This is a genomic window from Streptomyces sp. CC224B, assembly GCF_030010595.1.
Taxonomy (GTDB): domain Bacteria; phylum Actinomycetota; class Actinomycetes; order Streptomycetales; family Streptomycetaceae; genus Streptomyces; species Streptomyces longispororuber.
On the sequence record NZ_JASCXL010000047.1, the window covers coordinates 1 to 24697 of the forward strand.

A 24697-nucleotide genomic window follows, 5' to 3' on the forward strand; every position below is an offset into this window, starting at 1 on the left:
GGCGGGGGGGGGCGGCCGGGGGGGGGCGGGGGGGGGGTACCGGGGCGTCGGGGGGGCGGGGGGGGGGGGGGGTGGGGGGGGCCGGTGGCATAATGCGCCGCCCACCGTTGGGGAACGGGGGGGGGGGGGGGCCGCCGTCCGTGTGCCGGACGGACGGCGGCCGAGGCGCTCGGGGGCGCCCGGAGCGGGCGGCGGCACGGGACCCGCGGGGCGGCCGCCGCCCGCTCACCGGGTCAGCGGACCCGGCCGTACCAGACCTTGTTGGTCCAGATCCTTTCCAGCCGCACCACGGTGTTCCGCTTCGGTGCGTGCCAGATCTTGCCCTTGCCGGCGTATATGCCGACGTGGTAGACGCTCCGGCCGGAGTGGAAGAAGACCAGGTCGCCGCGGGTGCGGTTGGCGGCGGACACATGGCGGGTCTTGTTGTACTGCTGCTGGGCGGTGCGCGGCAGCTTCTTGCCGACGCGCTTGAACGAGTAGAGCGTCAGGCCCGAGCAGTCGAACCGGTTCGGTCCGGCGGCGCCGTAGCGGTACGGGGAGCCCTTCTTGGACGCCGCGATCTTGAGCGCCTTCGTTCCGTGCGAGGTGGCCGCTTCCGCTTCCCCGGTGAGCCCGGGGGCCACGATGGTGCCGCCCACGGCGGCGAGCGTGAGAGCCGAAGCCGTACCGGCCCTCGTCAGCAGCGACGGAACACGTTGCAGCGCGGTCATGCGCAACCCTTCGTCAGCCGCCTGTGAAGGATGACCTGTCGGGTTCGGGCAGGCGAAGATGCCCGGCCGCGCATGCGACTTCACCCCAAGGACCGACCGGACTAGCCGGACGGCCCGCCTTGCTGGGTCCTCCACTCCTGCCGGTGCACAGATGTCGACCGGGCATCCGGGCGGCGGCAGGACTCGGCGTCCGCCCGGATCGCCCCGCCGCCTGTGGCGGGGGCTTGTCGTCGGAAGGGATCTTCACCCGAGAGTGGCGAAAAAGCCGAGCCGAATCGGCAGTATGTGAGGCTCCTCACGGCTGACCTGTTCCGGTGGACAGCGCCCGAATGCGATTCAGATCACAGTCGGCGATGATTGCCCCATCAGCGGCGGAAGGTCCGATTCCGGCTGCTGCGTAAGGGAGTTGCGCACCTTCGGGTGTCCACCGGGACGACGGTCCACTACGGCGAAAGCGCGATCATCTCTGGTCATTTCCCGGGCAGCACCGGCCATGGCGCGACATCGGTGCCCACCCTCAACGAGCGGACGGCGCGGGCGCGCTGGGTCCGGGGCGCGCCCACGGAAGGCCGGTGCGACCGGCGCGCGTCGCGGCCCGGCCGAAAAAGAGGGAAGTCAGACCGGAAGTCTGGCATGTGCGGGCCGGACATGGGGGGTGAACCGGACGGAATCATGACGCTCTTTCACCCGGGCGCCCCGGCAGGGCCGCGGCCCGGCTCCGCCTGCCGGGCCGCGGCCTTGCGGTGGAGCCCCGGCGCTTCACGCCCCCGTCGGCGGCGGGAGCGTCACACGCGCCGCGCGCCGCTCGCCGTCCAGGACGCGCAGGGCTCGCGCGAGCGTCGGCGCGTGCACCTCGCTCTCACCGCGCTGATGCATGAGCGCCAGCGCGTCGCGGAGCTCGGCCGCACGGGCGACGAGCGCCTGCGCGGCCCGCAGCCCGCCGTACGTGTGTTCGGCGCGGGCGGGGTTGATGCGCCCGAGGAGGTCGACGACCGCCAGGTACGCGTCGACCACGTCACCCTCGGCCCGGGTCAGCGCGGGCAGCGGCGGCGGTTCGGGAGGCAGCACCGGCGGCTCACCCCGCGCTCGGCCGCGACGCCTTGCGGCTCGGCACGACCCGGTCCGCCAGGCCGTAGTCGACCGCGCCCGCGGCGTCGAGCACCGTGTCCCGCTCGATGTCCGCAGAGACCTGCTCGGGGGTGCGCCCCGTGTGCCGCACGAGCATCTCCTCCAGGAGGGCGCGGGTGCGCCGCAGCTCCTCCGCCTGGATCTCCAGGTCGGTGGGCTGGCCGCGCACCGGCTCGGGCAGCGCGGGCTGCCGCAGCAGCACCCGGGCGCCGGGCAGGATCGACCGCTTGCCCGGCGTGCCCGCGGCGAGCAGCACCGCGGCGGCGGACGCGGCCTGGCCCAGGCAGACCGTCTCCACCTCGCACGCCGCGTACACCAGCGTGTCGTAGATGGCCGTCGTCGCGCTGAAGTCGCCGCCGGGGGAGTTGATGTACAGCGATATGTCCCGGTCCGGAGCCGCGTACTCCAGATACAGCACCTGCGCCATGACGTCGTTCGCCGAGACCTCGTCGATCGGTGTGCCGAGGAAGACGATCCGTTCGTCCAGGAGCTTGGAGTACGGATCCCAGGTCCGCACCCCCGTACTGGTGCGCTCGGTGAACTCCGGCAGGACGGAACGGGCGGACGGTCCGCGCATGGCACGCCTCCTGTCAGCGGGGCCGCGGCCCTCCGCCGCGACCTCTGTAAAAAATGTACAGGACGTACGTGACGTTATGATGGGGGCATGGCCTACGAGATTCCGGTGACGCAAGCCCGGGCGGAGCTCGCCGACTTGATCAACCGCGTGGTGTACGGCGGCGAGCGCGTGGTCGTCACGCGGCACGGCAAGCCGCTCGTGGCCCTGGTGTCCGCCGAGGATCTGCGGCGCCTGGACGAGGCGGAGGAGGCCGCGCAGGAGCAGGTGATCAGCTCGGTGTCGTCGATCGGCTCCACGTCGCCCGCCGGCGGCGACCGGCAGCGCTTCGGCATCGCCGCGGAGCACCACGGCCCGCGCATGAGCTGACCTGAGCCGACCTGGCCCGACCTGCGGTGGGGTGGCGCGGGTCGGCCTGCCGCGGTCCGGCGTGGCTGGGGCGTGCCGCCGCTGCCCGCCGCGGCTCGGGCCTGTCGCGGCAGGTCTTGGCCCGGCGCGGTGCGGCCCGGCGCGCGCCCTGCGGGTATGCGGAGCCGCGCCGGATGCGGTGGAGCCCGGTCGGAGGCAGCGGACCGCCCGCCGGGCGCTGCGGAGGCCACCCACCGAGCGCTGGGGAGACCACCCGCCGAGCGTTGGGAAGACCACCCGCCGGGCGCTGCGGAAGTCACCCACCGAGCGCTGCGGAGACCACCCGCCGGGCGGGCGCGCGGAGTCCCGCCAGGTATGGCGCAGCCCCGCTGAAGGTCATCACCGGGTCAAAGACTGGTTAACCTCGCTGAAACTCCGCCCAACTAGCCTGCTCTCCCACGCCACCTGGGGTTTTCGTAAGCGAAAGTGGACACCGGCACGCGCATCGCTGCGTGTTACATCTAAACCCGTCGCGGTGGCCGCGGCAGCCGGACCCCGCACGGTCCGGGGCGAGGACTGTGAGGTGGGACGTGCGACTGACCCCGCACGAGCAGGAGAGACTGCTCATCCATGTGGCCGCGGACGTGGCCGAGAAGCGCAGGGCGCGCGGCCTCCGGCTCAACCACCCCGAGGCCGTCGCCCTCATCACCGCCCACATCCTGGAGGGCGCCCGGGACGGCCGCAGCGTCGCCGACCTGATGTCGTCCGGCCGCGCGGTGCTCACCCGGGACGACGTCATGGAGGGTATCCCCGAGATGATCCACGACGTCCAGGTCGAGGCGACCTTCCCGGACGGCACCAAGCTCGTCACCGTCCACGACCCCATCGTGTGACGGGAGTACGCGCCGCATGACCCGCCCCGCCGCCCCCTCCGGCCCGCTGATACCGGGGGAGATCCTGTTCGCCGAGACGCCCGTCCCCTTCAACGAGGGCCGCGACACCACCCGTCTCACCGTCCTGAACGCCGCCGACCGGCCCGTCCAGGTCGGCTCCCACTACCACTTCGCCGAGGCCAACCCGGGCCTCGACTTCGACCGCGCCGCCGCGCACGGCAAGCGGCTCAACATCGCCGCGGGCACCGCCGTGCGCTTCGAGCCGGGCATCCCCGTCGACGTCGAGCTCGTCCCCCTCGCGGGCGCCCGCGTCGTACCCGGACTGCGCGGCCTGACCCAGGGACCCCTCGACGCGGACGACGCCCGCCCGGCAGCGGAACCGCGTACGACCCACGGCCCGCGCGGGCACCTCACGGGCACGGACCCGCGAGGGCACTGCGCCGGCACGGAAGCGAACGGAGCACCCGGTGCCTGAACTGTCCCGCGCGGCGTACGCCGACCTGTTCGGCCCCACCACCGGGGACCGCATCCGGCTCGCCGACACCGACCTGCTCGTGGAGATCGAGGAGGACCGCTCGGGCGGCCCCGGCCGCTCCGGCGACGAGGCCGTGTTCGGCGGCGGCAAGGTCATCCGCGAGTCGATGGGCCAGTCCCGCGCCACCCGCGCCGAGGGCGCGCCCGACACCGTGGTCACCGGCGCCGTCGTCCTCGACCACTGGGGCGTCGTCAAGGCCGACGTCGGCATCCGCGACGGCCGGATCACCGGCATCGGCAAGGCGGGCAACCCCGACACGATGGACGGCGTGCACCCCGACCTCGTCATCGGGCCCGAGACGGAGGTCCTCGCCGGCAACGGCAAGATCCTCACCGCGGGCGGCATCGACACGCACATCCACTTCATCTCGCCCGGCATCGTCGACGAGGCCCTGGCCTCCGGGGTCACCACGCTCATCGGCGGCGGCACGGGCCCCGCCGAGGGCTCCAAGGCGACCACCATCACGCCGGGAGCCTGGCACCTGGCGCGGATGTTCGCGGCGATGGAGCACAGCCCCGTCAACATCGGTTTCCTCGGCAAGGGCAACACCACCAACGCCGCCTCGATGCACGCCCAACTGCGGGCCGGCGCCGTCAGCTTCAAGATCCACGAGGACTGGGGCGCGACCCCCGCGGTGATCGACGCCTGCCTGAACGTCTGCGAGGAGACCGGCGCCCAACTGGCCGTCCACACCGACACGCTGAACGAGGCCGGCTTCGTCGACGCCACGTTCGCCGCGGTCGGCGGCCGGACCATGCACGCCTTCCACGTGGAGGGCGCGGGCGGCGGCCACGCGCCCGACATGATCACGGCGGTCTCGCTGCCGAACATGCTCCCCAGCTCGACCAACCCCACCCGGCCGCACACCGTCAACACCGTCGAGGAACACCTCGACATGCTGATGGTCTGCCACCACCTCAACCCGGCGGTCCCGGAGGACCTGGCCTTCGCCGAGTCCCGCATCCGGCCGACCACCATCGCAGCCGAGGACATCCTCCACGACCTGGGCGCCATCTCCATCATGTCCTCGGACTCCCAGGCGATGGGCCGCGTCGGCGAGGTGATCCTGCGGACCTGGCAGACGGCGCACGTGATGAAGCGGCGCCGGGGCGCGCTGCCCGGCGACACCCGCGCCGACAACCACCGGGCCCGCCGCTACGTCGCCAAGTACACGATCAACGCGGCCATCGCCCAGGGCGTCGAGCACGAGGTCGGCTCGGTCGAGAGCGGCAAACTCGCGGACCTGGTCCTCTGGGACCCGGCGTTCTTCGGCGTCAAGCCGGAGGTGGTCCTCAAGGGCGGGCAGATCGCGTACGCGCAGATGGGTGACGCCAACGCCTCCATCCCCACCCCGCAGCCGGTGCTGCCGCGGCCGATGTACGGCGCCCTCGGCAAGGCCCCCGCGCGCAACTCCCTGAACTTCGTCACCCAGTCGGCCCTGGACGACGACCTGCCCGAACGCCTCGCCCTGGACCGCCCGTTCGTGGCCATCCGCTCCACCCGCGGCCGTACGAAGGCCGACATGCGGGAGAACGACGCCCTGCCCCGGGTGGAGGTGGCGCCCGACAGCTTCGCCGTCACCATCGACGGCGAACTCGTGGAACCGTCCCCGGCGTCCGAACTCCCCCTGGCCCAACGCGATTTCCTCTTCTGACCCCTGACCCCTAAGTCCTGACTCCTGACTCCTGACTCCTGACTCCTGACTCCTGACCCCCTGATCCCGGCCCCGTGCCCGCACACCTGCCCCCGTCCCCCTCTCCCGCACCTGGTCGCCGTACGACATGTCACGAGCCGCACTCCTCATCCTGGCCGACGGCCGCTTCCCCGCCGGAGGGCACGCGCACTCCGGCGGTGCCGAGGCGGCCGTCAAGGCCGGGCGCGTCACGGGCGCGCCGAGCCTGGAGGACTTCTGCCGGGGCCGGCTGCACACCACCGGCCTGGTGTCCGCGGGGCTTGCCGCGGCCGCCGCGCTGGGCGCCGCCGACCCCGCCGCCCTCGACGAGGCCGCCGATGCCCGCACCCCGTCGCTCGCCCTGCGCACGGCCGCCCGCAAGCTGGGGCGCCAACTGATGCGGGCGGCCCGCGCCACCTGGCCGTCGCCCGAACTGGACGCCCTGGCCCGCGCGTTCCCCAAGGGCGCCCACCAGCCGGTCGTCCTCGGCGCGACCGCGAGAGCGGCCGGCCTCGGACCCGCCGACGCGGCGTACTGCGCCGCCTACGAGACCGTCAGCGGCCCCGCCACCGCCGTGGTGCGCCTGCTGAGTCTGGACCCCTTCGAGGCGACAGCCGTACTGGCCCGGCTCGGGGACGACATGGACCAGGTGGCCGCGGCGGCGGTACGGGCCGCGCACCGCGTCCCCGACGAGGGCCTCCACGCCCTGCCGGCGGCGTCGGCACCGCTGCTGGAGATCGGGGGCGAGGCGCATGCGGCGTGGCCGGTACGGCTGTTCGCGTCGTAGGGGCGGCGGCAGCGGCACACGCACGACGGGCACTGCACGCACCACAAACACCACGCACACTACAGACACCACAGGTGCCACGCACACCCCAGGCACCACGCCGGACTCCAACTCACCGACACCGACGAAAGGCACCACCATGCACCTGGACCACGACCACACGCACTCCGACGCGGCGGCGGTCAGTGCCGACGCGCACCGTCCGGACGGCCGCCGCCGGGCCCTGCGCATCGGCCTCGGGGGCCCGGTCGGCTCCGGCAAGACGGCGACCGTGGCCGCCCTGTGCCGGGCCCTGCGGGACGAGATGTCCCTCGCGGTCGTCACGAACGACATCTACACCCGTGAGGACGCCGAGTTCCTGCTCCGTGAGGCGGTCCTGCCGCCCGAGCGGATCACCGCCGTGGAGACGGGCGCCTGTCCGCACACCGCCATCAGGGACGACATCTCGGCGAACCTGGAGGCCGTGGAGGACCTGGAGGACGAGGTCGGCCCGCTGGACCTGGTCCTCGTCGAGTCGGGCGGCGACAACCTGACCGCGACGTTCTCGCGCGGCCTGGTGGACGCCCAGGTCTTCGTGATCGACGTGGCCGGGGGAGACGACATCCCCCGCAAGGGCGGCCCCGGCGTGGCGACGGCCGACCTGCTGATCGTGAACAAGACGGACCTGGCGCCGTACGTCGGCTCGGACCTGGCCCGCATGGCGGCCGACGCGAAGGCGCAGCGGGGCGAGCTGCCGGTGGTGTTCCAGTCGCTGCGGTCGGAGGAGCACGTGGCGCCGGTGGCGGACTGGGTCCGCGCGCGGTACGCGGCCTGGGCGGCAGCCGCGGCATGACGAGCAGCGCACCGGCGGCTCGGGCCCTCGCGCCCGCGGGCGTCCGAGCCACCGCCCGGGTCACCGCCCGGCCCGACGGCCGCGGCGGCACCGCCCTGCCCGTCCTCCAGGGCGAGGGCCCGCTGGCCCTGCGCCGCACCCGGGCCACGGGCCCGGCGGCGCACGTCCTGCTGGTCGGCGCGATGAGCGGCCCTCTGGGCGGTGACCACCTCACCGTCGAGGCGACCACGGAACCGGGCGCGCGCCTGCGCGTCGGCTCGGCGGCGGCGACGATGGCCCTGCCGGGCCAGGGCGACACCGCCCCTGAGGCCCGTTACGACGTCCGCCTCACCGTCGCCGCCGACTCCGCGCTCCACTGGCTGCCCGAGCAACTGATCTCGGTCCGGGGCAGCGCCCTGCACGTCACCACCCGCGCGGACGTCGCCGAGGGCGGCCACCTGACCCTCCGCGAGGAACAGACCTTGGGCCGGACCGCGGAACCACCGGGCCTCCTCCGCAGCCGCCTCACGGTACGCCACGCCGGCCGCCTGCTGCTCGACCAGGAACTGTGCTGCGGCCCAGGGGCTCCCGGAGGCTGGGACGGCCCCGCGGTCCTGGCAGGTCACCGGGCCGTGGGCCAACTCGTCGTCGTACGACCGGAGTTCCGCACGAACCCGCCTGCCGCGGCCGTCCTGGCGGAACACGCCACCCTCACCCCGCTCGCCGGTCCCGGCATCCTCGTCACCGCGGTGGCCCCGGACGGCTTGCGCCTGCGCCGCATCCTCGACGAGGCGCAGGAGCGGTGGACGTGAACCGCTGACGCACCGGCGGACGCGGATCCCTGTCCGGCCCCGCCCCGCACCCTCGCGGTTTTCGGCGGAGCACCGCGGCGGTCGCCCGTCGCGGACTAGAGTCCTGCCGTGCGCCGCATGTGGCGGTACGTACCCCGAGGGGCGGCCGCGATCGGCGAGGGGCGGGCACCACGCGTCCGGTGCCCGGTGTACGCAAGAGGGGTGGGGCATGTACGAGTTGACCAAGGGTGCCAATGTCAGGCTGGCATCCCTGAGCGAGAACGTCGGTTCCGTCATCGTGAGCCTGGACTGGGCCAGTTCGACGGGGGAGGGCGACGCGGATGTCTCCGTCCTGCTGCTGGACCTCAACGGCAAGGTGCGCAGCGACGGTGACTTCTACTTCTACAACAACCCGGTGGCCGCCGACGGAAGCGTTCAGCTCCTGGGCAAGGCCCCCAGCGGGAACGGCAACCGGGACCGGATCAGCTTCGATCTCACCGCGATCTCCGGTGACGTCGACCGGATCGTGGTGGCCGCGAGCCGGTACGACGGAGCCCACTTCGGGGAGCTGGACGACCTGCAACTGACGCTGTCGGACGGTTCCGGGGACGATGTGCTCCGGTTCGTGATCGGCGACGCGGGCGAGGTGAGCGCGTTCATCTTCGGCGAGTTCTACCGACGCGGCGGCGAGTGGAAGCTACGGGCCGTCGGGCAGGGCTACGACGCCGGACTGGCGGGCCTGGCGACGGACTTCGGAGTCGACATCGACGACGACGCGGCGGCGGAGGAGGAGGGCGTAGCGGCCGAGGATATGGCCGCCGAGAACGCGACCGCCGAGGACGCGGCCGCCGAGAACACGGCTGCGGAGAACACGGCCGCCGAGGACGCGCGGGACATCGCGGCCAGTGACGCCGAAGCCGACGCCCTGACCGCGGCGGCGGTTGTCGGCAGCGTCTCGCAGCCGGTCCTGGCGGCGGTCCCGCCGCCCCGGCAGTCCGCCGACGGGACGGAGCCGAAGAAGCCCGCGCCGCGCCCTCGTACCGCCAAGAAGAAGGTCACCCTGCCGAAGGCGGCCAAGAAGACCCTGGCGGAGAACGAGTCGTGGAAGGGGGCACGGCTCTTCCCCGTCACCGCGCTGAAGAGCGACCGCGACCGTGAGACGCGCGCCACGTCCGTGCTGCTTTCGGTGATGGCACAGGTGCCGGAGTTCGGCAGGAGGCTCACCGCCCCCTTCGGGGCACCGGCGGGCCGCATGGAGACGTTCGCCGAGGTGTCCCTGCCGCACGGCGACACCCCGAGGCGCCCGGACGGTGTCATCCGCGTCGAACGGGCGGGCAAGCTGTGGACCGCGCTGCTGGAGACGAAGACCAACGGGAACGCGCTCAAGGCCGACCAGGTGCAGGCCTACATGGACATCGCCGCACGCCGTGGCTACGAGGCCGTCATCACGCTGTCGAACGACGTCGCCCTGGAAGGCAGTCCGCTGGTCGACGTCAAGACCGACGGCCGGCGCAAGCACAAGGTGGCTCTCCGGCACCTGTCCTGGGCCGAAGTGGCACACCAGGCGCAGATGTTGCTCCGGCACGAGGGCGTGAGCAACATGGCGCACGCCTGGCTGCTCCAGGAACTGCTCCACTACCTCCAGCACGAGAGCTCCGGCTGCCACGGATTCCAGAACATGGGCGCGGCCTGGGTCCCGGTACGCAACGGCATCGACGACGAGACCCTGTGCCACGGGGACCCGCGCGCCCTCGAGGTGGTGGAGAGCTGGGAGCGCCTCATCCGCCAGGTCTGTCTCCGGCTGGGCGGCGAACTCGGCCAGAAGGTGCTGCCCGCGCAGCGTTCCCAGCGCGGAACCGACCCCGGGGCGCGCCGGGTGGACCTCGCCGATCAGCTCTGCCGCGAAGGGAAGCTGCACGCCGAGGTGCGCATCGAGGGGACCCCCGGCCTCCTCGCGGTCGTCGCCGACCTGCGGACCGGCAGGCTGCGCACCTGCACGGAGATCCCGGCCCCCACCCAGGGGTACCCCCTGACCTGGGCGAAACGGCTTGTCCGACGCCTCGCCGAGGCCCCGGCCGACCTCCACGTGGAAACCCTTGTCGACGGCGCGGAGGGAGGCCCGCGCGGCACGTTGGAGCGGCTGCGCCGGGAGCCCGGCGACATGCTGCCGAAGGGCGACACACGGATCACCGGTTTCCGGCTGTCGCTGTTCAAGAGCATGGGCAGCGGCCGTGGCAGCGCCGAGTCCGGCTTCATCCGCAGCGTGGACGACGCCGTGCACCGCTTCTACGCCACGGTGGTGGCCCACCTGGACCACCCGACACCACGCCGCACCCCGTCCGCGGAGCGCGTCACCACCGGGTGAGGCGCCACAGCCACTGAGCCGCCCGACCAACGCGCCGGGTCAGTTCCTCCGGTCCCCGCACACGCGGGGGTGGTCCCACGGCGACCGTCTTGAACAGGACGCGCTTCTCGTGGTCCCCGCACGCGGGGGGTGGTCCCACGTCCGCGTCGCGGTCGCGGGTGGGGTCGATGTAGCCCCCGCACGCGCGGGGTGTAGCGATGCCTGACCTGCTCGGGGGCTCGTCGTTCCGCTCCGAGGCCATGGACGACATCTTCGGGGCACCGCCGGAGCCGTAGCCACTCAAACAGCCACGCACCCACCTCCAGGGGCCCGGTCCTACCCGGATCGGGCCCCTGACCTGCTGCGGTCGCTAACCGGTATGCCTCACACCGTTTATCGGATTGGTAAAGAACCCCAGCCACACCTGTCCTGGTGCGCCGTCCAGGCGGAAGTATCCCCGTACTGAGCGAACGACCGAATCGATGTGCGGGAGGCTTCACTTGACACGTACCCGGATGACCGCGCGGAGCAGACGAGCGGTGACGCTCGGGTCCGCGGGTGCTCTCGTTGCCGCGACGCTGATAGCCGGGGCACTCGGCGCCCCCGCGGCGAGTGCCGACACCGCCGGCGGCAAGGCCGCCTACGCCAAGGACCGCGAGGCCCGCGGTGCCGCCGTCGCCGCGGCCCGGGCCGCGAAGAAGGGCATCGACTGGAAGGACTGTCCCGAGGACTGGGGGCTGCCGAAGCCCATCCAGTGCGGCTGGGTCACCGTTCCGCTCGACTACGCCAAGCCCTACGGCAAGCAGATCAAGCTGGCCGTCGACCGCATCGGCAACACCGGCTCCAAGAAGGAGCGCCAGGGCGCCCTGCTGTACAACCCCGGCGGCCCCGGCGCCTCCGGCCTGCGCTTCCCCACCCGCGTCGTGAACAAGAACAAGCTGTGGGAGAAGACCGCGAAGGCGTACGACTTCGTCGGCTTCGAGCCCCGCGGCGTCGGGCACTCCACGCCCATCTCCTGCGTCGACCCGCAGGAGTTCGTGAAGGCGCCCAAGCTCGACCCGGTGCCCGACTCCGAGGCCGACAAGCGCGCCCAGCGCAAGCTCGCCGCCGAGTACGCGCAGGGCTGCAAGGAGCGCAGCGGCTGGATGCTGCCGCACATGACGACGCCGAACACCGCCCGCGACCTCGACGTCATCCGCGCCGCTCTCGGCGAGAAGAAGCTCAACTACCTGGGCGTCTCCTACGGCACCTACCTCGGCGCCGTGTACGCCACGCTCTTCCCCTCGCACGTGCGCCGCATGGTCTTCGACTCGGTCGTCAACCCCTCCACGGAGAAGATCTGGTACGAGGCCAACCTCGACCAGGACGTCGCCTTCGAGGTCCGCCTGAAGGACTGGATGACCTGGGTCGCCAAGCACGACGCCACCTTCCACCTCGGCGACACGCAGAAGACGGTGTACGCGCAGTGGGTCAAGCTGCGGGCCGAGGCGAAGAGGGCGCCGCTCGGCGGCGTCGTCGGTCCGGCCGAGCTCGTCTCGTACTTCCAGAGCGCGCCGTACTACGACTCCACCTGGGTCGCGATCGCCACGAACTGGAGCAAGTTCGTCGCCGGTGACCGCAAGCCGCTGATCGAGGCCGCCAGCCCCGACCTGTCCGACATCGCGGGCAACAAGGCCTCCGAGAACAGCAACGCCGTCTACACGGCCGTGGAGTGCTCCGACGCCAAGTGGCCCACGAGCTGGAAGAAGTGGGACCGCGACAACTCCCGCCTCCACAAGGACCACCCGTTCATGACCTGGGCGAACGCCTGGATGAACCTGCCGTGCGCCACGTGGCCCAGCAAGCAGCACCAGCCGGTCGAGGTCAAGACGGGCAAGGGCCTGCCGAAGACCCTGATCGCACAGGCCACCCGTGACGCCGCAACGCCGTACCCGGGCGCCGTCGAGCTGCACAAGCGCCTCAAGGGCTCGCGTCTGATCACGGAGAAGGACGCCGGTTCGCACGGCATCACCAACCTCGTCAACCCGTGCCTCAACGAGCGGGTCGACACGTACCTGCTCACCGGCAAGGTCGACAGCCGCGACGTGACCTGCGCCCCGCACGCCACGCCCACGCCGTGACCGAGTAGTTCCCACGCGCGGCCTCACCTGAGTGGCCTCGTGTGAGAAGAGAGATCGCCCCCGGGCCCCGCCCGGGGGCGATCCCCTTGGGTGCCCGGCCGTCCGCCTCACCGCCCCCGGTCCGCGAGCCAGGCGTCCTCCGCCGCGTAGTCGAAGAGGTCGATCAGCGGGGCGTACGCGCGGGCGAGTCCGGGGAAGGCCACGCGCCAGTCCCTCCCGGCGAGCCGGTCCGTCAGCCAGGCGACCGTGGCCGGCAGCGCGTCCCGGTAGGTCGTCACCGCCGTGTAGCCCAGCTCCCGCCCCGCGGCCGCCATGTCGTACACCACCGGGTGCGCCGTGGACCACGGGGTGAGGCCCACGCCCTTGCCGGGCGCCTCGCCCTCGACGAGGACCGTCTCGCTCTCGAAGCCCGTCACGGCGTCCACGGCGGCGCTGATCTCCGCGACCGTGGGCACGTCCGGGTCGCCCGCGTTGAGCACGCGGGACCCTGGCCTCGCCGCCGCGAGCCGGATCAGCTCCGCCAGGTTGAGTACGCTCACCGGGTGGAACCGGCTCCCGCCGCCGTGGCTGAGGACGCGCACGCGCCGCCCGTCGAGGACCCGCTTGACGAAGTACAGCTCGCGCGGCGCCCGGCAGTGCGGGCCGTGCACCGCGCCCGCGCGCAGCAGCGTGGTCGGCAGGGCGTCGCCGAGGGCCAGCAGATCGCGTTCGAGCCGGATCTTGCGGGTGCCGTACGTCGCCTCGCCCGGCTCGACCGTCCGCCAGGTCTCCGGGATCGGCACCGGGTAGCGCGGGAAACCGTCCGGCTCGCCCTGCGTGTCGAAGCCGCGGCCCCGGTTGTCCACGTACACCGCGCCACTGGAGACCACCACGGCCGAGCCGACCCGGTCCCGGAGACCGGCGAGCTGCCGCGCGTGCTCCGCGCCGTACGCCACCACGTCGACCAGGACGTCGCAGCCGTCGCCCACCAGGGCGGCCAGGGCCCCGTCGTCGGCGCGGTCCAGGCGCACCGCGCGCACCTCGCCCGGCCAGGTGCCGTCGCGCCCGCCCGCCCGCGAGGCCGCCGTCACCGTCCAGCCGTCCTCGGCGAGCGCCCGCACCGCCGCGCGTCCGATCTGTCCCGTCGCCCCTACCACCACCGCGTGTCCCATGACCGGACCGTACGGCGGCCGCGGACACCGCCCCAGACCTTTACGCGATCAGCAGACGCGGTACCAGTACCAATACCAGTACCCGTTACCCGTACCAGTGCCAGTACCTGGACCAAGTACCAGTTCCAGTACCAGTACCGATACCGCCGTCGGCACCGCTGCCGCTGCCGCAGGCTCTAGCCCAGCGGCATCCGCGGAAACCGCCGCTCCGTCGCCGGCCGGCCGCCCCGCCCCGCCCGCTCCGCCTCCTCCTCGGCCTTGACCACGGCCGCGTACCTGTCGACGTACTCCTGGCCGGACAGGCCGAGGATCGCGTACATGATCTCGTCGGTGACCGCGCGCAGGACCGCCTTCTCGCCGTCCATGCCCGCGTACCGGGAGAACTCCAGGGGTGCGCCGAAGCGGATCGTCACGCGTCGGAAGCGGGGGACGGCCTTTCCGGGCGGCTGCGCCTCGAAGGTGCCGATCATCGCGCACGGGACCACCGGCACCTGCGCCTTGAGGGCCATGGCGGCCACCCCGACCTTGCCCTTGTAGAGGCGTCCGTCGTGGGAGCGGGTGCCCTCGGGGTAGATGCCGAGCAGCTCGCCCTTGCGCAGCACGCCGAGCCCCTCGCGGATGGCGGCCTGCCCCGCCTCCTTGCCGGAGCGGTCCACGGGGATCTGCCCGGCGCTGCGGAAGAACGCGGCGGTGAGCCGTCCCTTGACGCCCGGGCCGGTGAAGTACTCGGCCTTCGCCAGGAACGTGATGCGCCGCTTGAGGATCGCGGGCATCAGGAAGTGGTCGGAGAACGACAGGTGGTTCCCGGCGACGATCGCCGCGCCGGACTCCGGGACGTGCTCCAGGCCCTCGATCCTGGGCCGGAACAGCAGCCGGAGCAGAGGACCGAGCACCACGTACTTGAGCACGAGGTAGAACATGCGGGCGCCGCCTTCCCCCAGGGGTGGTGCCGACGCACAGTAGTCAATCCGCGGCGCCTGGGCGAGAGCCCGAACGGGTCGTTTCGATCGTGGGCGCGGTGCTCCGTTCGGGTCGTGGTGCCCGGTCGGCGGGCGAGCGGACGGCGTGCCCGCTGGACGGAGGCCCTGCCCTGCGGGTGCTCTGGGCCGGTGCGTCGTCGGTCCGGGGCGCGGACCGACGCGCGCCGACCGACGCGGGGCCACGACGTCCGCCCCGCGGGCCGCCCGTCGCCGTCCGGCATTGTCCGTACGTCGTTGCGCGGCGTGACCAGTCGAGGGCCGTTGCGCCACTGTCCGTCACCGCCCGCGCGCGACGTCGTGCGGCGCCCGTACCGCGACGGCGTCCGTCCGTCAGCCCCCTGGAGGTTCCATGCGTCCCCGCACCGCCGCCCCGGCCGCGCTCCTCGCGCTCGCCGCCACCGCGCTGCCCGCGCTCACCCCGCCGGCGACCGCGGCCCCGGCCCCACCCGTACCGGCCCGCCCCGCGCTCACGGCCCTCGCCGACCGGTCGGCGCCCGCCGACGAGCCGTCCACCGCCTGGGAGCCGTCCACCGCCGGTGAGCCGACGCCCGCCGGGAAGCCGAAGCCCGCCCACGCGCCGTCGACCCACGCGCCGTCGACTCACGAGCGCGGCGTCCTGCTCACCGTGTCGGGGTCGGAGAACACCTGGATCCGCGGGGTGCGGCTGAGCTGCGTGCCCGAGCCGTCAGGCCCGCACCCGTTCGCGGGGCGGGCGTGCGCGGAGCTGGACCAGGCGCGCGGCGACCTCGACGCGCTGCCGAAGGAGAACCGCGCCTGCACCAAACGGTTCGACCCGGTCACCGTGAGCGCGACCGGCACGCACCGGGGCCGGCCGGTCACCTGGCACCGGACGTACGGCAACGCGTGCGAGATGGCGGCGTCCACGGGGCACGTGTTCCGCTTCTGACGCGGGAGGCCCCCGCCGCTCCTGACGCGGCGAAGCCCGCCGCCCTCGGGCGGCGGGCACATCGCGCGGCGACGGTCGTCCACCCGGGCCGGCGCGTGCGCCGGTCGGGTGCGCGGGTCACGCGGGCCCGTCACGTCGGCCGGGAGAAGAGCATCGCCAGCGTGATCAGCCCGAGCACGACCCAGCCGAACCACAGCCAGCCGTTGCTGCCGAGCGCCACCGTGTAGGCGGTCACCATGACCAGACCGCCGACCGTGAACGCGCCCATCGTCTTCGTCGAACCCGGCATCGCCCTGCCTCCTCACGACGGACGGCTCGGGCGTCCGGGAGGACGGAGCACCGAGACCGTGGCCTCGGTGCCATCCTCACCCGGGAGGAGCCCCGGCCGCTAGCGCCCGCGCGCGGCCAGTGAGGCCAGGTAGGCGTTGTACGCCTCCAGCTCCTTGTCCCCGTCGCGCGCGGCGGCGCGGTCCTTGCGCCGCCCCTCGCGCTGCTCGGAGCGGTACCACTGGAACAACAGCGCGAGCAGGACGAGCACCGAGGGGATCTCGCTGAACGCCCAGGCGATGCCGCCCGCCGCGTTCTGGTCGGCGAGCGCTTCGACGCCGAGCGAGGCCGGAGGGTTCTTGTACGTCTCCACCATCGGCTCGGACGCCATCATCAGCGCGATGCCGAAGAAGGCGTGGAACGGCATGCCCGCGAACAGCTCCAGCATCCGCATGAGGTGGCCGGGCCGGTGCGGGCCCGGGTCGACGCCCATGATCGGCCAGAAGAAGACCAGGCCGACGGCGAGGAAGTGCACCATCATCCCGACGTGCCCGGCCTTGGAGCCCATGAGCGTGTCGAACAGCGGCGTGAAGTACAGGGCGTACAGGCTCGCGATGAACATCGGGATCGTGAACGCCGGGTGCGTGATGATCCGCATGTACCGGCTGTGCAGCAGCATCAGGAGCAGCTCGCGCGGCCCCTTGCGGCCCCGGGCCGCGACCGGCAGCGCCCGCAGCGCGAGCGTGATCGGGGCGCCGAGGAGGAGCAGGATCGGCGACAGCATGCTGATGACCATGTGCTGCACCATGTGCACGCTGAACAGGACCATGCCGTAGTCGTTCAGCTTGGTGCACATCACCAGGAGGATCGTGAGGACGCCCACGACGAACGCCACGGTGCGGCCGACGGGCCACTTGTCGCCGCGCCGCACGAGGCGGACCACGCCCCAGCCGTACAGGCCGAGCGCCACCAGGCAGCTGATGAGGAAGAAGGGGTCGGCCGAGAGTTCGAGTCCTCGCGCCAGCGTGAACGGCGGCAGATCCATGTTCATGCCATGGTCCATGCCCTGCATGCCGTGCCCGCCGTGATCCATCCGCTGGCTCCTGGTTCGTACAGATTGTGCGGTGTGTGTCGGCACCAGAGTAGAACCGCCCCCGGGCGCGCTCGCGACCGGGGGCGGGTTCGGGGCCGGGGCGGCCCGGCGAGGGGCGGCCCAGGCTGGGGCGGGTGGCTACAGCACGCACTCCGCTTCCTCGTACCGCTCGTTCGGCACGGTCTTGAGGGTCTCGACGGCCTCGGCCAGGGACACCATCACGATGTCCGTGCCGCGCAGCGCCGTCATCCGGCCGAACTCGCCCCGGTGCACCGCCTCCACGGCGTGCCAGCCGAAGCGGGTGGCGAGCACCCGGTCGTACGCGGTGGGGGTGCCGCCGCGCTGCACGTGGCCGAGGATCACGGGGCGCGCCTCCTTGCCGAGGCGGCGCTCCAGTTCGAGGGAGAGCTGGCGGGCGATGCCGGCGAACCGCTCGTGGCCGTAGACGTCCTTGCCGCCCTCGTCGAAGTCCATCGTGCCCGGGCGCGGCTTGGCGCCCTCGGCGGCGACGACGATGGCGAACTTCTTGCCCGCCTCGAACCGCTCGCCGACCTTGCGCGCCAGCTCCTCGATGTCGAAGGGGCGCTCCGGTACGACCACGGCGTGCGCGCCCGCCGCCATGCCCGAGTGCAGCGCGATCCAGCCGGTGTGCCGGCCCATGACCTCGACGATCAGGACGCGCTGGTGGGACTCGGCGGTGGTCTTGAGCCGGTCGAGCGCCTCGGTGGCGACGCCGACGGCGGTGTCGAAGCCGAAGGTGACGTCCGTGACCGCGATGTCGTTGTCGATGGTCTTGGGGACGCCGACGATCGGCAGGCCCGCGTCCGAGAGCAGCCGCGCCGCCTTCAGCGTGCCCTCGCCGCCGATCGGGACGACGGCGTCGAGACCCAGCTCGGCGACGTGCCCCTTGGCGCGCTCGACGCCGTCCCGCAGGTGCTCGGGGCGCACCCGCGAGGAGCCGAGGATGGTGCCGCCGCGTGCGAGGATGCCGCCGACCGCGTCCAGGTCGAGCTTGCGGTAGTCGCACTCGAGCAGGCCCTTCCAGCCGTCGTGGAAGCCGATGACCTCGTCGCCGTGGTCGACGACGGCCCGGTGCACGACGGAGCGGATGACGGCGTTGAGGCCGGGGCAGTCGCCGCCGGAGGTCAGGACACCGATACGCATGCTGCGGAAACCTTTGCAACGTGGGCGGGTGACCGGACCACGTCGTCCGGCTGGAAAACACCCGCAACCCTACCGGCGAGACCTTTGACGCCGCTGGAGCGGACCACGTACTGGACAGCCGAACGCCGGACGGGCCGGAGTATTCCGGCCCGTCCGGCGTCGGAGGACGAGCGCGCAGCGCGGGGAAAGCGCCCCCCGCCGGGAGGGCGCCCCGCCGGAGGCTACGCCGGCTGCTGCGCGGCGGCGACCCGCTCCGCGCGCAGCGCGTCGTACCACCGGTCGTCGGTGGGCGGCAGCGCGTTCACGTCGAGGGCCAGCTTGAGCAGCAGGTCGGCGATGAGGGGGTTGCGGGCGAGGACCGGGCCGTGCATGTACGTGCCGAAGACCGTGCCGTTGTAGGCGCCCTCGGTGCCGTCCCCGGTGCCGTTGCCGTTGCCGAGGCGGACCCGGGCGAAGGGGCGGGCGGCGGGGCCGATGTGCGTGACGCCCTGGTGGTTCTCGAAGCCGGTGAGCTCGGGCAGGCCGAGCTGCGGGTCGATGTCCGCGAGGACGTCACCCACGCAGCGGGCGCCCTCGCCCCGGGTGGAGACCACGTCGAGCAGGCCGAGGCCGGGCTCGCGCTGACCGAGGTCGTTGATGAACTCGTTGCCGAGGATCTGGTACCCGGCGCAGACCGAGAAGACGATCGCGCCGTTGCCGACGGCGCGCTGGAGGCCGCCGTCGCGGCGCAGGCGCTCGGCCGCGAGCCGCTGCGGCCGGTCCTCGCCGCCGCCGATCAGGTAGATGTCGCCGGAGGTGGGCACCGGCTGGTCGCTGCGGACGTCGTAGCGCTCGACCTGGAGGCCGCGCTGGCGGGCGCGGCGCTCCACGACGAGGGCGTTGCCCTGGTCACCGTACGTGGACAGCAGGTCCGGGTAGACCCACACCAGACGCAGGCTGTTGTCGCTCATGCTCAATTGGTCCCTCTGGTCCCTCAGTGGCGGTCGGGGCGCGGTCAGTTGCCGACGCGGCGGCGCAGGTCCTGGAAGGCGGTGTAGTTCGCGATGGTCTCGATGCGGCCCGGCGGGGCCATCTGCACCGCCTCGTCGAGGGTCTCGCAGACGCGGAAGTCCAGGTTCGCGACCTCCAGGCGGACGGCGAGGTCCAGCTTGCGGTCGCCGAGCACGAAGATCGGGTGACCGGCCAGGCGGGTGTAGTCGACGTCCCACAGCCAGGAGGTGTCGGTGCCGTCGGCGCCGCGGGCGTTCACCGAGAGGATCACCGGCGTGGGGGGCGGGTCGATCAGCGAAAACGTTTCGAGCCAGCCCGCCGGGTTCTTGGCGAGCAGCAGCCGCAGGTCGCGGCCCTGGAACTGGACGACGTCGTAACGGCCGGCGACCGCCTGGACCTGGTACATCCGCTCCAGGGCGACCTGCGGGGGCACGCCGAAGACGGCGGCGACGGCGGCCGACGAGGTGGCGTTGGCCTTGTTCGCCCGGCCGGGGAGCTGGAGGTGGATGGGCCAGGCCGAGCCGTGCGGGTCGAGGACGTGGTCGCCGGAGAGGGCCCAGCTCGGCGTCGGGCGGCGGAAGCCGCACTCGCCGCAGTACCAGTCGTCGCCGGGGCGCTGCATGACACCGCCGCAGGCGGGGCACGACCAGGCGTCGTCCTTCCAGGCCTGGCCCGCGGCCACCCACACCACGTTCGGCGAGGAGGAGGCCGCCCAGACCACGAGCGGGTCGTCGGCGTTGGCGATGATGACGGCCTTGCTGCCCGCGAGGCCCTCGCGCCACTTCTCGGCGAGCATGCGGGTCTCGGCGGCGCGGTCGAGCTGGTCGCGCGAGAGGTTGAGCAGGGCGATCGCCTTCGGGTCGACGTCGCGGGCGACGCCCGCTAGGTACTTCTCGTCGACCTCGATCACGCCGAACTTGGCGTCCGAGCCGCCCGCGAGCGCGGAGGTGATGCCCGCGGGCATGTTCGCGCCGAGCGCGTTCGACACGACGGGGCCGCTGGCGCGCAGGGCCTCGGCGATCAGACGCGTGGTGGTCGTCTTGCCGTTCGTGGCCGAGACCAGGACCACGTCCAGGTGGCCCGCGAGCCGGCCGAGGAGCTCCGGGTCGAGTCTGAGCGCGACCTTGCCGCCGATCACCGAACCGCTGCCGCGGCCGGCCGCGCGCGACACCGCCGCGGCCGCCTTGCCCGCCGTCACGGCCAGCTTGGCCCGCGCCGACAGCGACTCTGAGCTGCCAGGGTGTCCTGCCATCGTTCTGGGTCCTCCTTGCGTACGGCGCCGCGCCTGCCCGGCATCGTGTCGGCCCAGCCTATCGAGATCGACTGACAAGCCCGAATCGCACCACCACCTGGAACCGCGGCCCTCCCCGGGACCGTACCCTGGCCGCCATGCGACACGGCACGATCCCGGGCGCCTCAGGGCGCGTACGACCCCTCACCCTGCTCGGCGACCCCGTGCTGCAGACCCCCTGCGCGGAGGTGACGGACTTCGGGCCCGAACTCGCCGCCCTCGTCGAGGACATGTTCGCCACGATGTACGCCGCCCGGGGCGTCGGGCTCGCCGCCAACCAGGTCGGCGTGGGCCTGCGGGTGTTCGTGTACGACTGCCCGGACGACGAGGACACGCGGCACCTCGGGCACGTGGTGAACCCGCGGGTGGTGGAGCTGGACGGCGTGACCGTGCGCGGGCCCGAGGGCTGTCTGTCGCTGCCGGGCCTTGAGGCGGCGACGCCGCGGTTCGACCACGCGGTGGTCGAGGGGGTGACGGTGACCGGGGAGGCCGTGCGGGTGCATGGCACGGGGTTCTTCGCTCGGTGCCTTCAGCACGAGTGTGATCACCTTGCCGGTGGGGTGTACGTGGACCGTGTCGCCGGGTGGCGGCGGCGGCGCCTCCTGCGCCAGGTGGCGCGGGCCCCCTGGAGCTGACCGGGGCTTCGCCCCGGTGGCCCCCCCTTTTTGGCTCGGCGCCGTGGGGGCTGCAGATGGGGCTGCGCCCCTTTCCCCCCTCTTTTGGCGCTTCGCGCCTCGTCCTCAAACGCCGGACGGGCTGGAAAGTCGGTGCTCGCGGTCTCTTGTCCTCCGGCGCCGGACGGGCTGATTCCCCCCGGCCGCTCAGAAGCCCGGGCCGCCCGCTCAGAAGCCCGGGCCGCCCGCGCGGTTGCCTGCTGCTGCCAGGCGGCCCCAGAGGAGGTCTGCCAGGCTGCGGACCAACTGGGCGCGGGAGCAGGGGCGTTCGCCGAGCCACCAGTCGCCCGCCGCGTGCATCATGCCGACGATGCCGTGGCCCCAGACGCGGGCCAGTTCGGCGCTCTCCGGTCCGAGGTCGACCCGCTCCTCGATGACCTCGGCCAGCTCCTCGCCCATGCGCCGCAGCAGGGGGACGGAGTGCAGGCCCACGTCGAAGCCCTCGCCCGAGGAGGCCGCTTCGGACGGATGCATGAGGAAGCGGTAGACCTGCGGCCGGGCCTCGATGGCCGCGAGGTAGGTGTCGAGGGTGGACTCCACGCGCTCCCTGCGCTCGGCGGGGGCGTCCAGGGCCGCGCGCAGCGAGGCGAGCAGCGCGTCCGTGTGCCGCTTGGCGAGGGCCGCGTACAGCCCGCCCTTGTCGCCGAAGTGCCGGTACAGGATCGGCTTGGTGATGCCCGCCTCGGCCGCGATGGCGTTCATCGAGGCCCCGGGCCCGTCACGGAGGACGACGCGGTCGGCCGCCTCAAGGAGTTCGTGCCGTCGTTGCTCGGCGGACCGCTGCTGATCGGTCCGCTGCGTGATCTCCATGAGGTGTTCTCTCCGCCCGTGCGATTCCTGACGCAACGCGCAACGTAACACCCGCGAGTGCCCGCGCAGCGGCCGGATCGAACGCGCTGCCGGGAGTTGACACACGCTACCGGCCGGTAACACACTCCCGTTACCGAAAGTAACGCACCGCGGGTCCGCAGCCTGGAGGGATCATGGCCGAGTTCACCATGGAGCTCAACGACGAACAGAAGGAGGTCCGGGACTGGCTCCACGGGTTCGCCGCCGACGTGATCCGTCCCGCGGCCGCCGAGTGGGACGAGCGCGAGGAGACGCCCTGGCCGGTCATCCAGGAGGCCGCCAAGGTCGGGATCTACTCCCTCGACTTCTACGCCCAGCAGTACTTCGACCCCACCGGGCTCGGCATCCCCATGGCCATGGAGGAGCTGTTCTGGGGTGACGCCGGCATCGCCCTGTCCATCGTCGGCACCGGCCTCGCCGCCGTGGGCGTCCTCGCCAACGGCACCGAGGAGCAGATCGGCACCTGGATACCGCAGATGTACGGCGACGTGAACGACGTGAAGGTCGCCGCCTTCTGCTCCTCCGAGCCGGACGCGGGCTCCGACGTCGCCTCCATGCGCACCCGCGCCGTGTACGACGAGGCGAAGGACGAGTGGGTCCTCAACGGCACCAAGACCTGGGCGACCAACGGCGGCATCGCGGGCGTCCACGTCGTCGTGGCCGTCGTCGACCCCGGACTCGGCTCCAAGGGCCACGCCTCCTTCATCGTGCCGCCGGGCACCCCGGGCCTGTCCCAGGGCCAGAAGTTCAAGAAGCACGGCATCCGCGCCTCGCACACCGCCGAGGTCGTCCTTGAGGACGTGCGCGTCCCCGGCTCCTGCCTGCTCGGCGGCAAGGAGAAGCTGGACGAGCGGCTCGCCCGCGCGCGGGAGCGGGCCGCGCAGGGCGGCGAGCGCGTGAAGAACGCGGCCATGGCGACCTTCGAGGCCTCCCGCCCGGCCGTCGGCGCGATGGCGGTGGGCACGGCCCGCGCGGCGTACGAGGAGGCGCTGGAGTACGCCAGGACGCGCGAGCAGTTCGGCCGCCCGATCATCGACAACCAGGGCGTGGCGTTCCAGCTCGCGGACATGCGCACCCAGATCGACGCGGCGCGGCTGCTGGTGTGGCGGGCCTCCTGGATGGCGGTCACGGGCAGGAAGTTCGAGAACGCCGAGGGCTCCATGTCCAAGCTGTTCGCCAGTGAGACCGCCAAGAAGGTCACCGCCCAGGCGATACAGATCCTCGGCGGCAACGGCTACACGCGCGAGTACCCGGTGGAGCGCATGCACCGCGACGCCGCCATCTACACCATCTTCGAGGGCACGAGCGAGATCCAGCGCCTGGTGATCGCGCGCACGCTGTCGGGGCTGCCGATCCGCTGAGCCGTGTGGCGTGGGGCGGCGGGGTCGGCGGCCCCCGCCGCCGCACGCCCTCTGGTTGGCGTCATGTGCATGCCCGTACGGTGGCCCCGTCGCCGTCCTGCCAAGGAGTGCCCATGCGCGTACGTCCCTTGACCTGGCTGATTCTCGCTGTCGCCGCCACCGCCGCGGTCACCGCCACCGCGCTCGCCCTGCCCGGGGGCGGGGCGAGCGCGCCGGACCACCGCACCGCTGCCGCCGCCCGGCCCGCGGGCAAGGCGCAGCCCGACGCCCGCGACGTGGTGCTCGCCGTGCACGGCGGCGCCGGGACCGCGCTCGACCGGGACAAGACGACCCCCGAGCGCGAGAAGGCGTACCGGGACGGCCTCGCCGAGGCCCTCGGAGCCGGGCAGAAGGTGCTCGACAAGGGCGGCTCCAGCGTGGACGCCGTCCAGCGGGCGGTCATGAAGTTGGAGGACAACCCGCTGTTCAACGCGGGCAAGGGCGCCGTGTTCACCGCCGACGCGGGCCACGAGCTGGACGCGTCGATCATGCGCGGCTCGGACCTGCGGGCCGGGGCCGTCGCGGGCGTGAAGAGCCTGCGCAACCCGGTCCAGGGCGCCCGGGCCGTCATGGACAAGTCCCCGCACGTGCTGCTCGCGGGCGAGGGGGCCGACGACTTCGGCGCCCGGCACGGCCTGCGGACCGTCACCCAGGACTACTACTGGACGCAGGCCCGCTGGGACGCCCTGATGGCCGCCAAGAAGGCCGCGAAGGGCGACAAGAAGGCCGCCGCGTCCCCCGCCGCCCTCGCCGACGCCCAGTCCAAGGGCACGGTCGGCGCGGTCGCCGTCGACGAGCGGCGCGACCTGGCGGCGGCGACCTCGACCGGCGGCCTGACCAACAAGCTCCCGGGCCGGGTCGGCGACTCGCCGCTCGTCGGCGCGGGGACGTACGCGGACAACGGCTCGGTCGCGGCGAGCGCCACCGGCGCCGGGGAGGTCTTCATCCGGGGCGCGGCCACCTCCACGATCGCGCGCCTGATGGAGTTCAAGGGCGCGGGCGTGGCGAAGGCCGCGTACGAGGTGATCGTCAAGCGGCTGCCGGCCCTCGGCGGGGACGGCGGGGTGATCGCCCTCACGCCCGACGGCGTCTTCGACGCGCCGCACAGCAGCCCGGGCATGCTGCACGGCTATCTGACCCGGAGCGGCAAGGTCGTCACGAAGATCTTCCCGGACGAGTCGCCGGCCAACAGCTAGCCACCGGCGCGGCGACCGCGCC

General features: G+C 72.9%; 23 protein-coding genes, 1 pseudogene and 1 riboswitch. Of the genes and pseudogenes, 13 read left to right on the forward strand and 11 right to left on the reverse strand.

The features are described from left to right. Window positions 1-233: 233 nt before the first annotated feature. The 3 genes from QK440_RS19795 to QK440_RS19805 form a co-directional block, all read right to left on the reverse strand. The gene (locus tag QK440_RS19795) at window positions 234-710 is read right to left on the reverse strand and encodes a C40 family peptidase (protein WP_190134647.1); all 477 of its coding nucleotides are present in this window, start codon (window positions 708-710) and stop codon (window positions 234-236) included. 3 nt (window positions 711-713) lie between these two features. After that, window positions 714-880: riboswitch (cyclic di-AMP (ydaO/yuaA leader) on the reverse strand. Window positions 881-1469: 589 nt separating this feature from the next. Beyond that, window positions 1470-1778 carry a hypothetical protein gene (locus QK440_RS19800; protein WP_282794479.1) on the reverse strand — a complete coding sequence of 103 codons (309 nt, stop codon included), beginning with the start codon at window positions 1776-1778 and terminating at the stop codon, window positions 1470-1472. 7 nt (window positions 1779-1785) lie between these two features. Beyond that, complete coding sequence (locus QK440_RS19805; RefSeq protein WP_282794480.1) at window positions 1786-2415, reverse strand: ATP-dependent Clp protease proteolytic subunit; 630 nt, start codon at window positions 2413-2415, stop codon at window positions 1786-1788. A gap of 87 nt (window positions 2416-2502) precedes the next feature. Between QK440_RS19805 and QK440_RS19810 the strand changes: the two genes are divergently transcribed. The 9 genes and pseudogenes from QK440_RS19810 to QK440_RS19850 all read left to right on the forward strand — a co-directional run bounded on the left by QK440_RS19810 (window position 2503) and on the right by QK440_RS19850 (window position 12713). Next, on the forward strand, window positions 2503-2781 hold the full coding sequence (locus QK440_RS19810) for a type II toxin-antitoxin system Phd/YefM family antitoxin (protein ID WP_282794481.1): 279 nt from the start codon (window positions 2503-2505) through the stop codon (window positions 2779-2781). A 569-nt stretch (window positions 2782-3350) separates the two neighbouring features. Beyond that, window positions 3351-3653: an urease subunit gamma gene (locus QK440_RS19815; RefSeq protein ID WP_282794482.1), complete on the forward strand. Its 303-nt coding sequence runs from the start codon at window positions 3351-3353 to the stop codon at window positions 3651-3653. A gap of 46 nt (window positions 3654-3699) precedes the next feature. Then, window positions 3700-4008: pseudogene (locus tag QK440_RS19820) on the forward strand (urease subunit beta); the annotation flags it as partial. Window positions 4009-4120: 112 nt separating this feature from the next. Then, complete coding sequence (locus QK440_RS19825) at window positions 4121-5842, forward strand: urease subunit alpha (RefSeq protein WP_282794483.1); 1722 nt, start codon at window positions 4121-4123, stop codon at window positions 5840-5842. A gap of 127 nt (window positions 5843-5969) precedes the next feature. After that, window positions 5970-6647 (forward strand): urease accessory UreF family protein, encoded by a 678-nt coding sequence (locus tag QK440_RS19830; protein ID WP_282794484.1) that lies wholly within the window; start codon window positions 5970-5972, stop codon window positions 6645-6647. A gap of 139 nt (window positions 6648-6786) precedes the next feature. Further along, a complete protein-coding gene (gene ureG / locus QK440_RS19835) occupies window positions 6787-7479 on the forward strand; it encodes an urease accessory protein UreG (protein ID WP_282794485.1) in 693 nt (230 codons plus the stop codon). Continuing rightward, window positions 7476-8270, forward strand: coding sequence for an urease accessory protein UreD (locus tag QK440_RS19840; RefSeq protein WP_282794486.1), 795 nt, complete (start codon window positions 7476-7478; stop codon window positions 8268-8270). The genes ureG and QK440_RS19840 overlap by 4 nt, the downstream gene beginning before the upstream one ends. 208 nt (window positions 8271-8478) lie before the next feature. Then, the gene (locus QK440_RS19845) at window positions 8479-10614 is read left to right on the forward strand and encodes a TerD family protein (protein ID WP_282794487.1); all 2136 of its coding nucleotides are present in this window, start codon (window positions 8479-8481) and stop codon (window positions 10612-10614) included. Window positions 10615-11108: 494 nt separating this feature from the next. Further along, a complete protein-coding gene (locus tag QK440_RS19850; RefSeq protein ID WP_282794544.1) occupies window positions 11109-12713 on the forward strand; it encodes an alpha/beta hydrolase in 1605 nt (534 codons plus the stop codon). Window positions 12714-12820: 107 nt separating this feature from the next. Here the strand turns inward: QK440_RS19850 and QK440_RS19855 are convergent, their stop codons facing one another. Both QK440_RS19855 and QK440_RS19860 read right to left on the reverse strand, forming a co-directional pair. After that, window positions 12821-13864, reverse strand: a complete 1044-nt coding sequence (locus tag QK440_RS19855; RefSeq protein ID WP_282794488.1) for an NAD-dependent epimerase/dehydratase family protein — start codon at window positions 13862-13864, stop codon at window positions 12821-12823. A gap of 176 nt (window positions 13865-14040) precedes the next feature. Further along, window positions 14041-14784: a lysophospholipid acyltransferase family protein gene (locus QK440_RS19860; RefSeq protein ID WP_282794489.1), complete on the reverse strand. Its 744-nt coding sequence runs from the start codon at window positions 14782-14784 to the stop codon at window positions 14041-14043. 409 nt (window positions 14785-15193) lie between these two features. Between QK440_RS19860 and QK440_RS19865 the strand changes: the two genes are divergently transcribed. Continuing rightward, window positions 15194-15751, forward strand: a complete 558-nt coding sequence (locus QK440_RS19865; protein WP_282794490.1) for an SSI family serine proteinase inhibitor — start codon at window positions 15194-15196, stop codon at window positions 15749-15751. A gap of 130 nt (window positions 15752-15881) precedes the next feature. Here QK440_RS19865 and QK440_RS19870 read toward each other — a convergent pair whose 3' ends face one another. The 5 genes from QK440_RS19870 to QK440_RS19890 form a co-directional block, all read right to left on the reverse strand. Further along, complete coding sequence (locus QK440_RS19870; protein WP_282794491.1) at window positions 15882-16040, reverse strand: hypothetical protein; 159 nt, start codon at window positions 16038-16040, stop codon at window positions 15882-15884. Window positions 16041-16139: 99 nt separating this feature from the next. After that, window positions 16140-17111 carry a cytochrome c oxidase assembly protein gene (locus QK440_RS19875; RefSeq protein WP_282794492.1) on the reverse strand — a complete coding sequence of 324 codons (972 nt, stop codon included), beginning with the start codon at window positions 17109-17111 and terminating at the stop codon, window positions 16140-16142. A gap of 138 nt (window positions 17112-17249) precedes the next feature. After that, complete coding sequence (locus QK440_RS19880) at window positions 17250-18275, reverse strand: 6-phosphofructokinase (protein WP_282794493.1); 1026 nt, start codon at window positions 18273-18275, stop codon at window positions 17250-17252. Between the two features lie 221 nt (window positions 18276-18496). Further along, on the reverse strand, window positions 18497-19225 hold the full coding sequence (locus tag QK440_RS19885; protein ID WP_282794494.1) for a glutamine amidotransferase: 729 nt from the start codon (window positions 19223-19225) through the stop codon (window positions 18497-18499). Between the two features lie 44 nt (window positions 19226-19269). Then, window positions 19270-20517, reverse strand: a complete 1248-nt coding sequence (locus QK440_RS19890) for a MurT ligase domain-containing protein (protein WP_282794495.1) — start codon at window positions 20515-20517, stop codon at window positions 19270-19272. 137 nt (window positions 20518-20654) lie between these two features. Here QK440_RS19890 and def point away from each other — a divergent pair, with 137 nt between their 5' ends. Beyond that, a complete protein-coding gene (gene def, locus QK440_RS19895) occupies window positions 20655-21191 on the forward strand; it encodes a peptide deformylase (RefSeq protein WP_282794496.1) in 537 nt (178 codons plus the stop codon). 207 nt (window positions 21192-21398) lie between these two features. On the opposite strand, the gene QK440_RS19900 is transcribed toward def, so the two are convergent. Further along, the gene (locus QK440_RS19900; protein ID WP_282794497.1) at window positions 21399-22040 is read right to left on the reverse strand and encodes a TetR family transcriptional regulator; all 642 of its coding nucleotides are present in this window, start codon (window positions 22038-22040) and stop codon (window positions 21399-21401) included. Window positions 22041-22213: 173 nt separating this feature from the next. Between QK440_RS19900 and QK440_RS19905 the strand changes: the two genes are divergently transcribed. Together QK440_RS19905 and QK440_RS19910 are read left to right on the forward strand one after the other, a co-directional pair. Then, window positions 22214-23440, forward strand: a complete 1227-nt coding sequence (locus QK440_RS19905; RefSeq protein WP_282794498.1) for an acyl-CoA dehydrogenase family protein — start codon at window positions 22214-22216, stop codon at window positions 23438-23440. A 113-nt stretch (window positions 23441-23553) separates the two neighbouring features. Beyond that, window positions 23554-24675, forward strand: a complete 1122-nt coding sequence (locus QK440_RS19910) for an isoaspartyl peptidase/L-asparaginase (protein WP_282794499.1) — start codon at window positions 23554-23556, stop codon at window positions 24673-24675. The last annotated feature ends 22 nt before the right edge of the window (window positions 24676-24697 follow it).

Bases quoted from the DNA above. Each gene is read 5' to 3' on its own strand.
- QK440_RS19795 (WP_190134647.1), bottom strand. From the start codon at position 710: ATGACCGCGCTGCAACGTGTTCCGTCGCTGCTGACGAGGGCCGGTACG.
- QK440_RS19805 (WP_282794480.1), bottom strand. From the start codon at position 2,415: ATGCGCGGACCGTCCGCCCGTTCCGTCCTGCCGGAGTTCACCGAGCGC.
- QK440_RS19810 (WP_282794481.1), top strand. From the start codon at position 2,503: ATGGCCTACGAGATTCCGGTGACGCAAGCCCGGGCGGAGCTCGCCGAC.
- QK440_RS19830 (WP_282794484.1), top strand. From the start codon at position 5,970: ATGTCACGAGCCGCACTCCTCATCCTGGCCGACGGCCGCTTCCCCGCC.
- ureG (WP_282794485.1), top strand. From the start codon at position 6,787: ATGCACCTGGACCACGACCACACGCACTCCGACGCGGCGGCGGTCAGT.
- QK440_RS19840 (WP_282794486.1), top strand. From the start codon at position 7,476: ATGACGAGCAGCGCACCGGCGGCTCGGGCCCTCGCGCCCGCGGGCGTC.
- QK440_RS19845 (WP_282794487.1), top strand. From the start codon at position 8,479: ATGTACGAGTTGACCAAGGGTGCCAATGTCAGGCTGGCATCCCTGAGC.
- QK440_RS19850 (WP_282794544.1), top strand. From the start codon at position 11,109: ATGACCGCGCGGAGCAGACGAGCGGTGACGCTCGGGTCCGCGGGTGCT.
- QK440_RS19855 (WP_282794488.1), bottom strand. From the start codon at position 13,864: ATGGGACACGCGGTGGTGGTAGGGGCGACGGGACAGATCGGACGCGCG.
- QK440_RS19860 (WP_282794489.1), bottom strand. From the start codon at position 14,784: ATGTTCTACCTCGTGCTCAAGTACGTGGTGCTCGGTCCTCTGCTCCGG.
- QK440_RS19865 (WP_282794490.1), top strand. From the start codon at position 15,194: ATGCGTCCCCGCACCGCCGCCCCGGCCGCGCTCCTCGCGCTCGCCGCC.
- QK440_RS19870 (WP_282794491.1), bottom strand. From the start codon at position 16,040: ATGCCGGGTTCGACGAAGACGATGGGCGCGTTCACGGTCGGCGGTCTG.
- QK440_RS19875 (WP_282794492.1), bottom strand. From the start codon at position 17,111: ATGGATCACGGCGGGCACGGCATGCAGGGCATGGACCATGGCATGAAC.
- QK440_RS19880 (WP_282794493.1), bottom strand. From the start codon at position 18,275: ATGCGTATCGGTGTCCTGACCTCCGGCGGCGACTGCCCCGGCCTCAAC.
- QK440_RS19885 (WP_282794494.1), bottom strand. From the start codon at position 19,225: ATGAGCGACAACAGCCTGCGTCTGGTGTGGGTCTACCCGGACCTGCTG.
- QK440_RS19890 (WP_282794495.1), bottom strand. From the start codon at position 20,517: ATGGCAGGACACCCTGGCAGCTCAGAGTCGCTGTCGGCGCGGGCCAAG.
- def (WP_282794496.1), top strand. From the start codon at position 20,655: ATGCGACACGGCACGATCCCGGGCGCCTCAGGGCGCGTACGACCCCTC.
- QK440_RS19900 (WP_282794497.1), bottom strand. From the start codon at position 22,040: ATGGAGATCACGCAGCGGACCGATCAGCAGCGGTCCGCCGAGCAACGA.
- QK440_RS19905 (WP_282794498.1), top strand. From the start codon at position 22,214: ATGGCCGAGTTCACCATGGAGCTCAACGACGAACAGAAGGAGGTCCGG.
- QK440_RS19910 (WP_282794499.1), top strand. From the start codon at position 23,554: ATGCGCGTACGTCCCTTGACCTGGCTGATTCTCGCTGTCGCCGCCACC.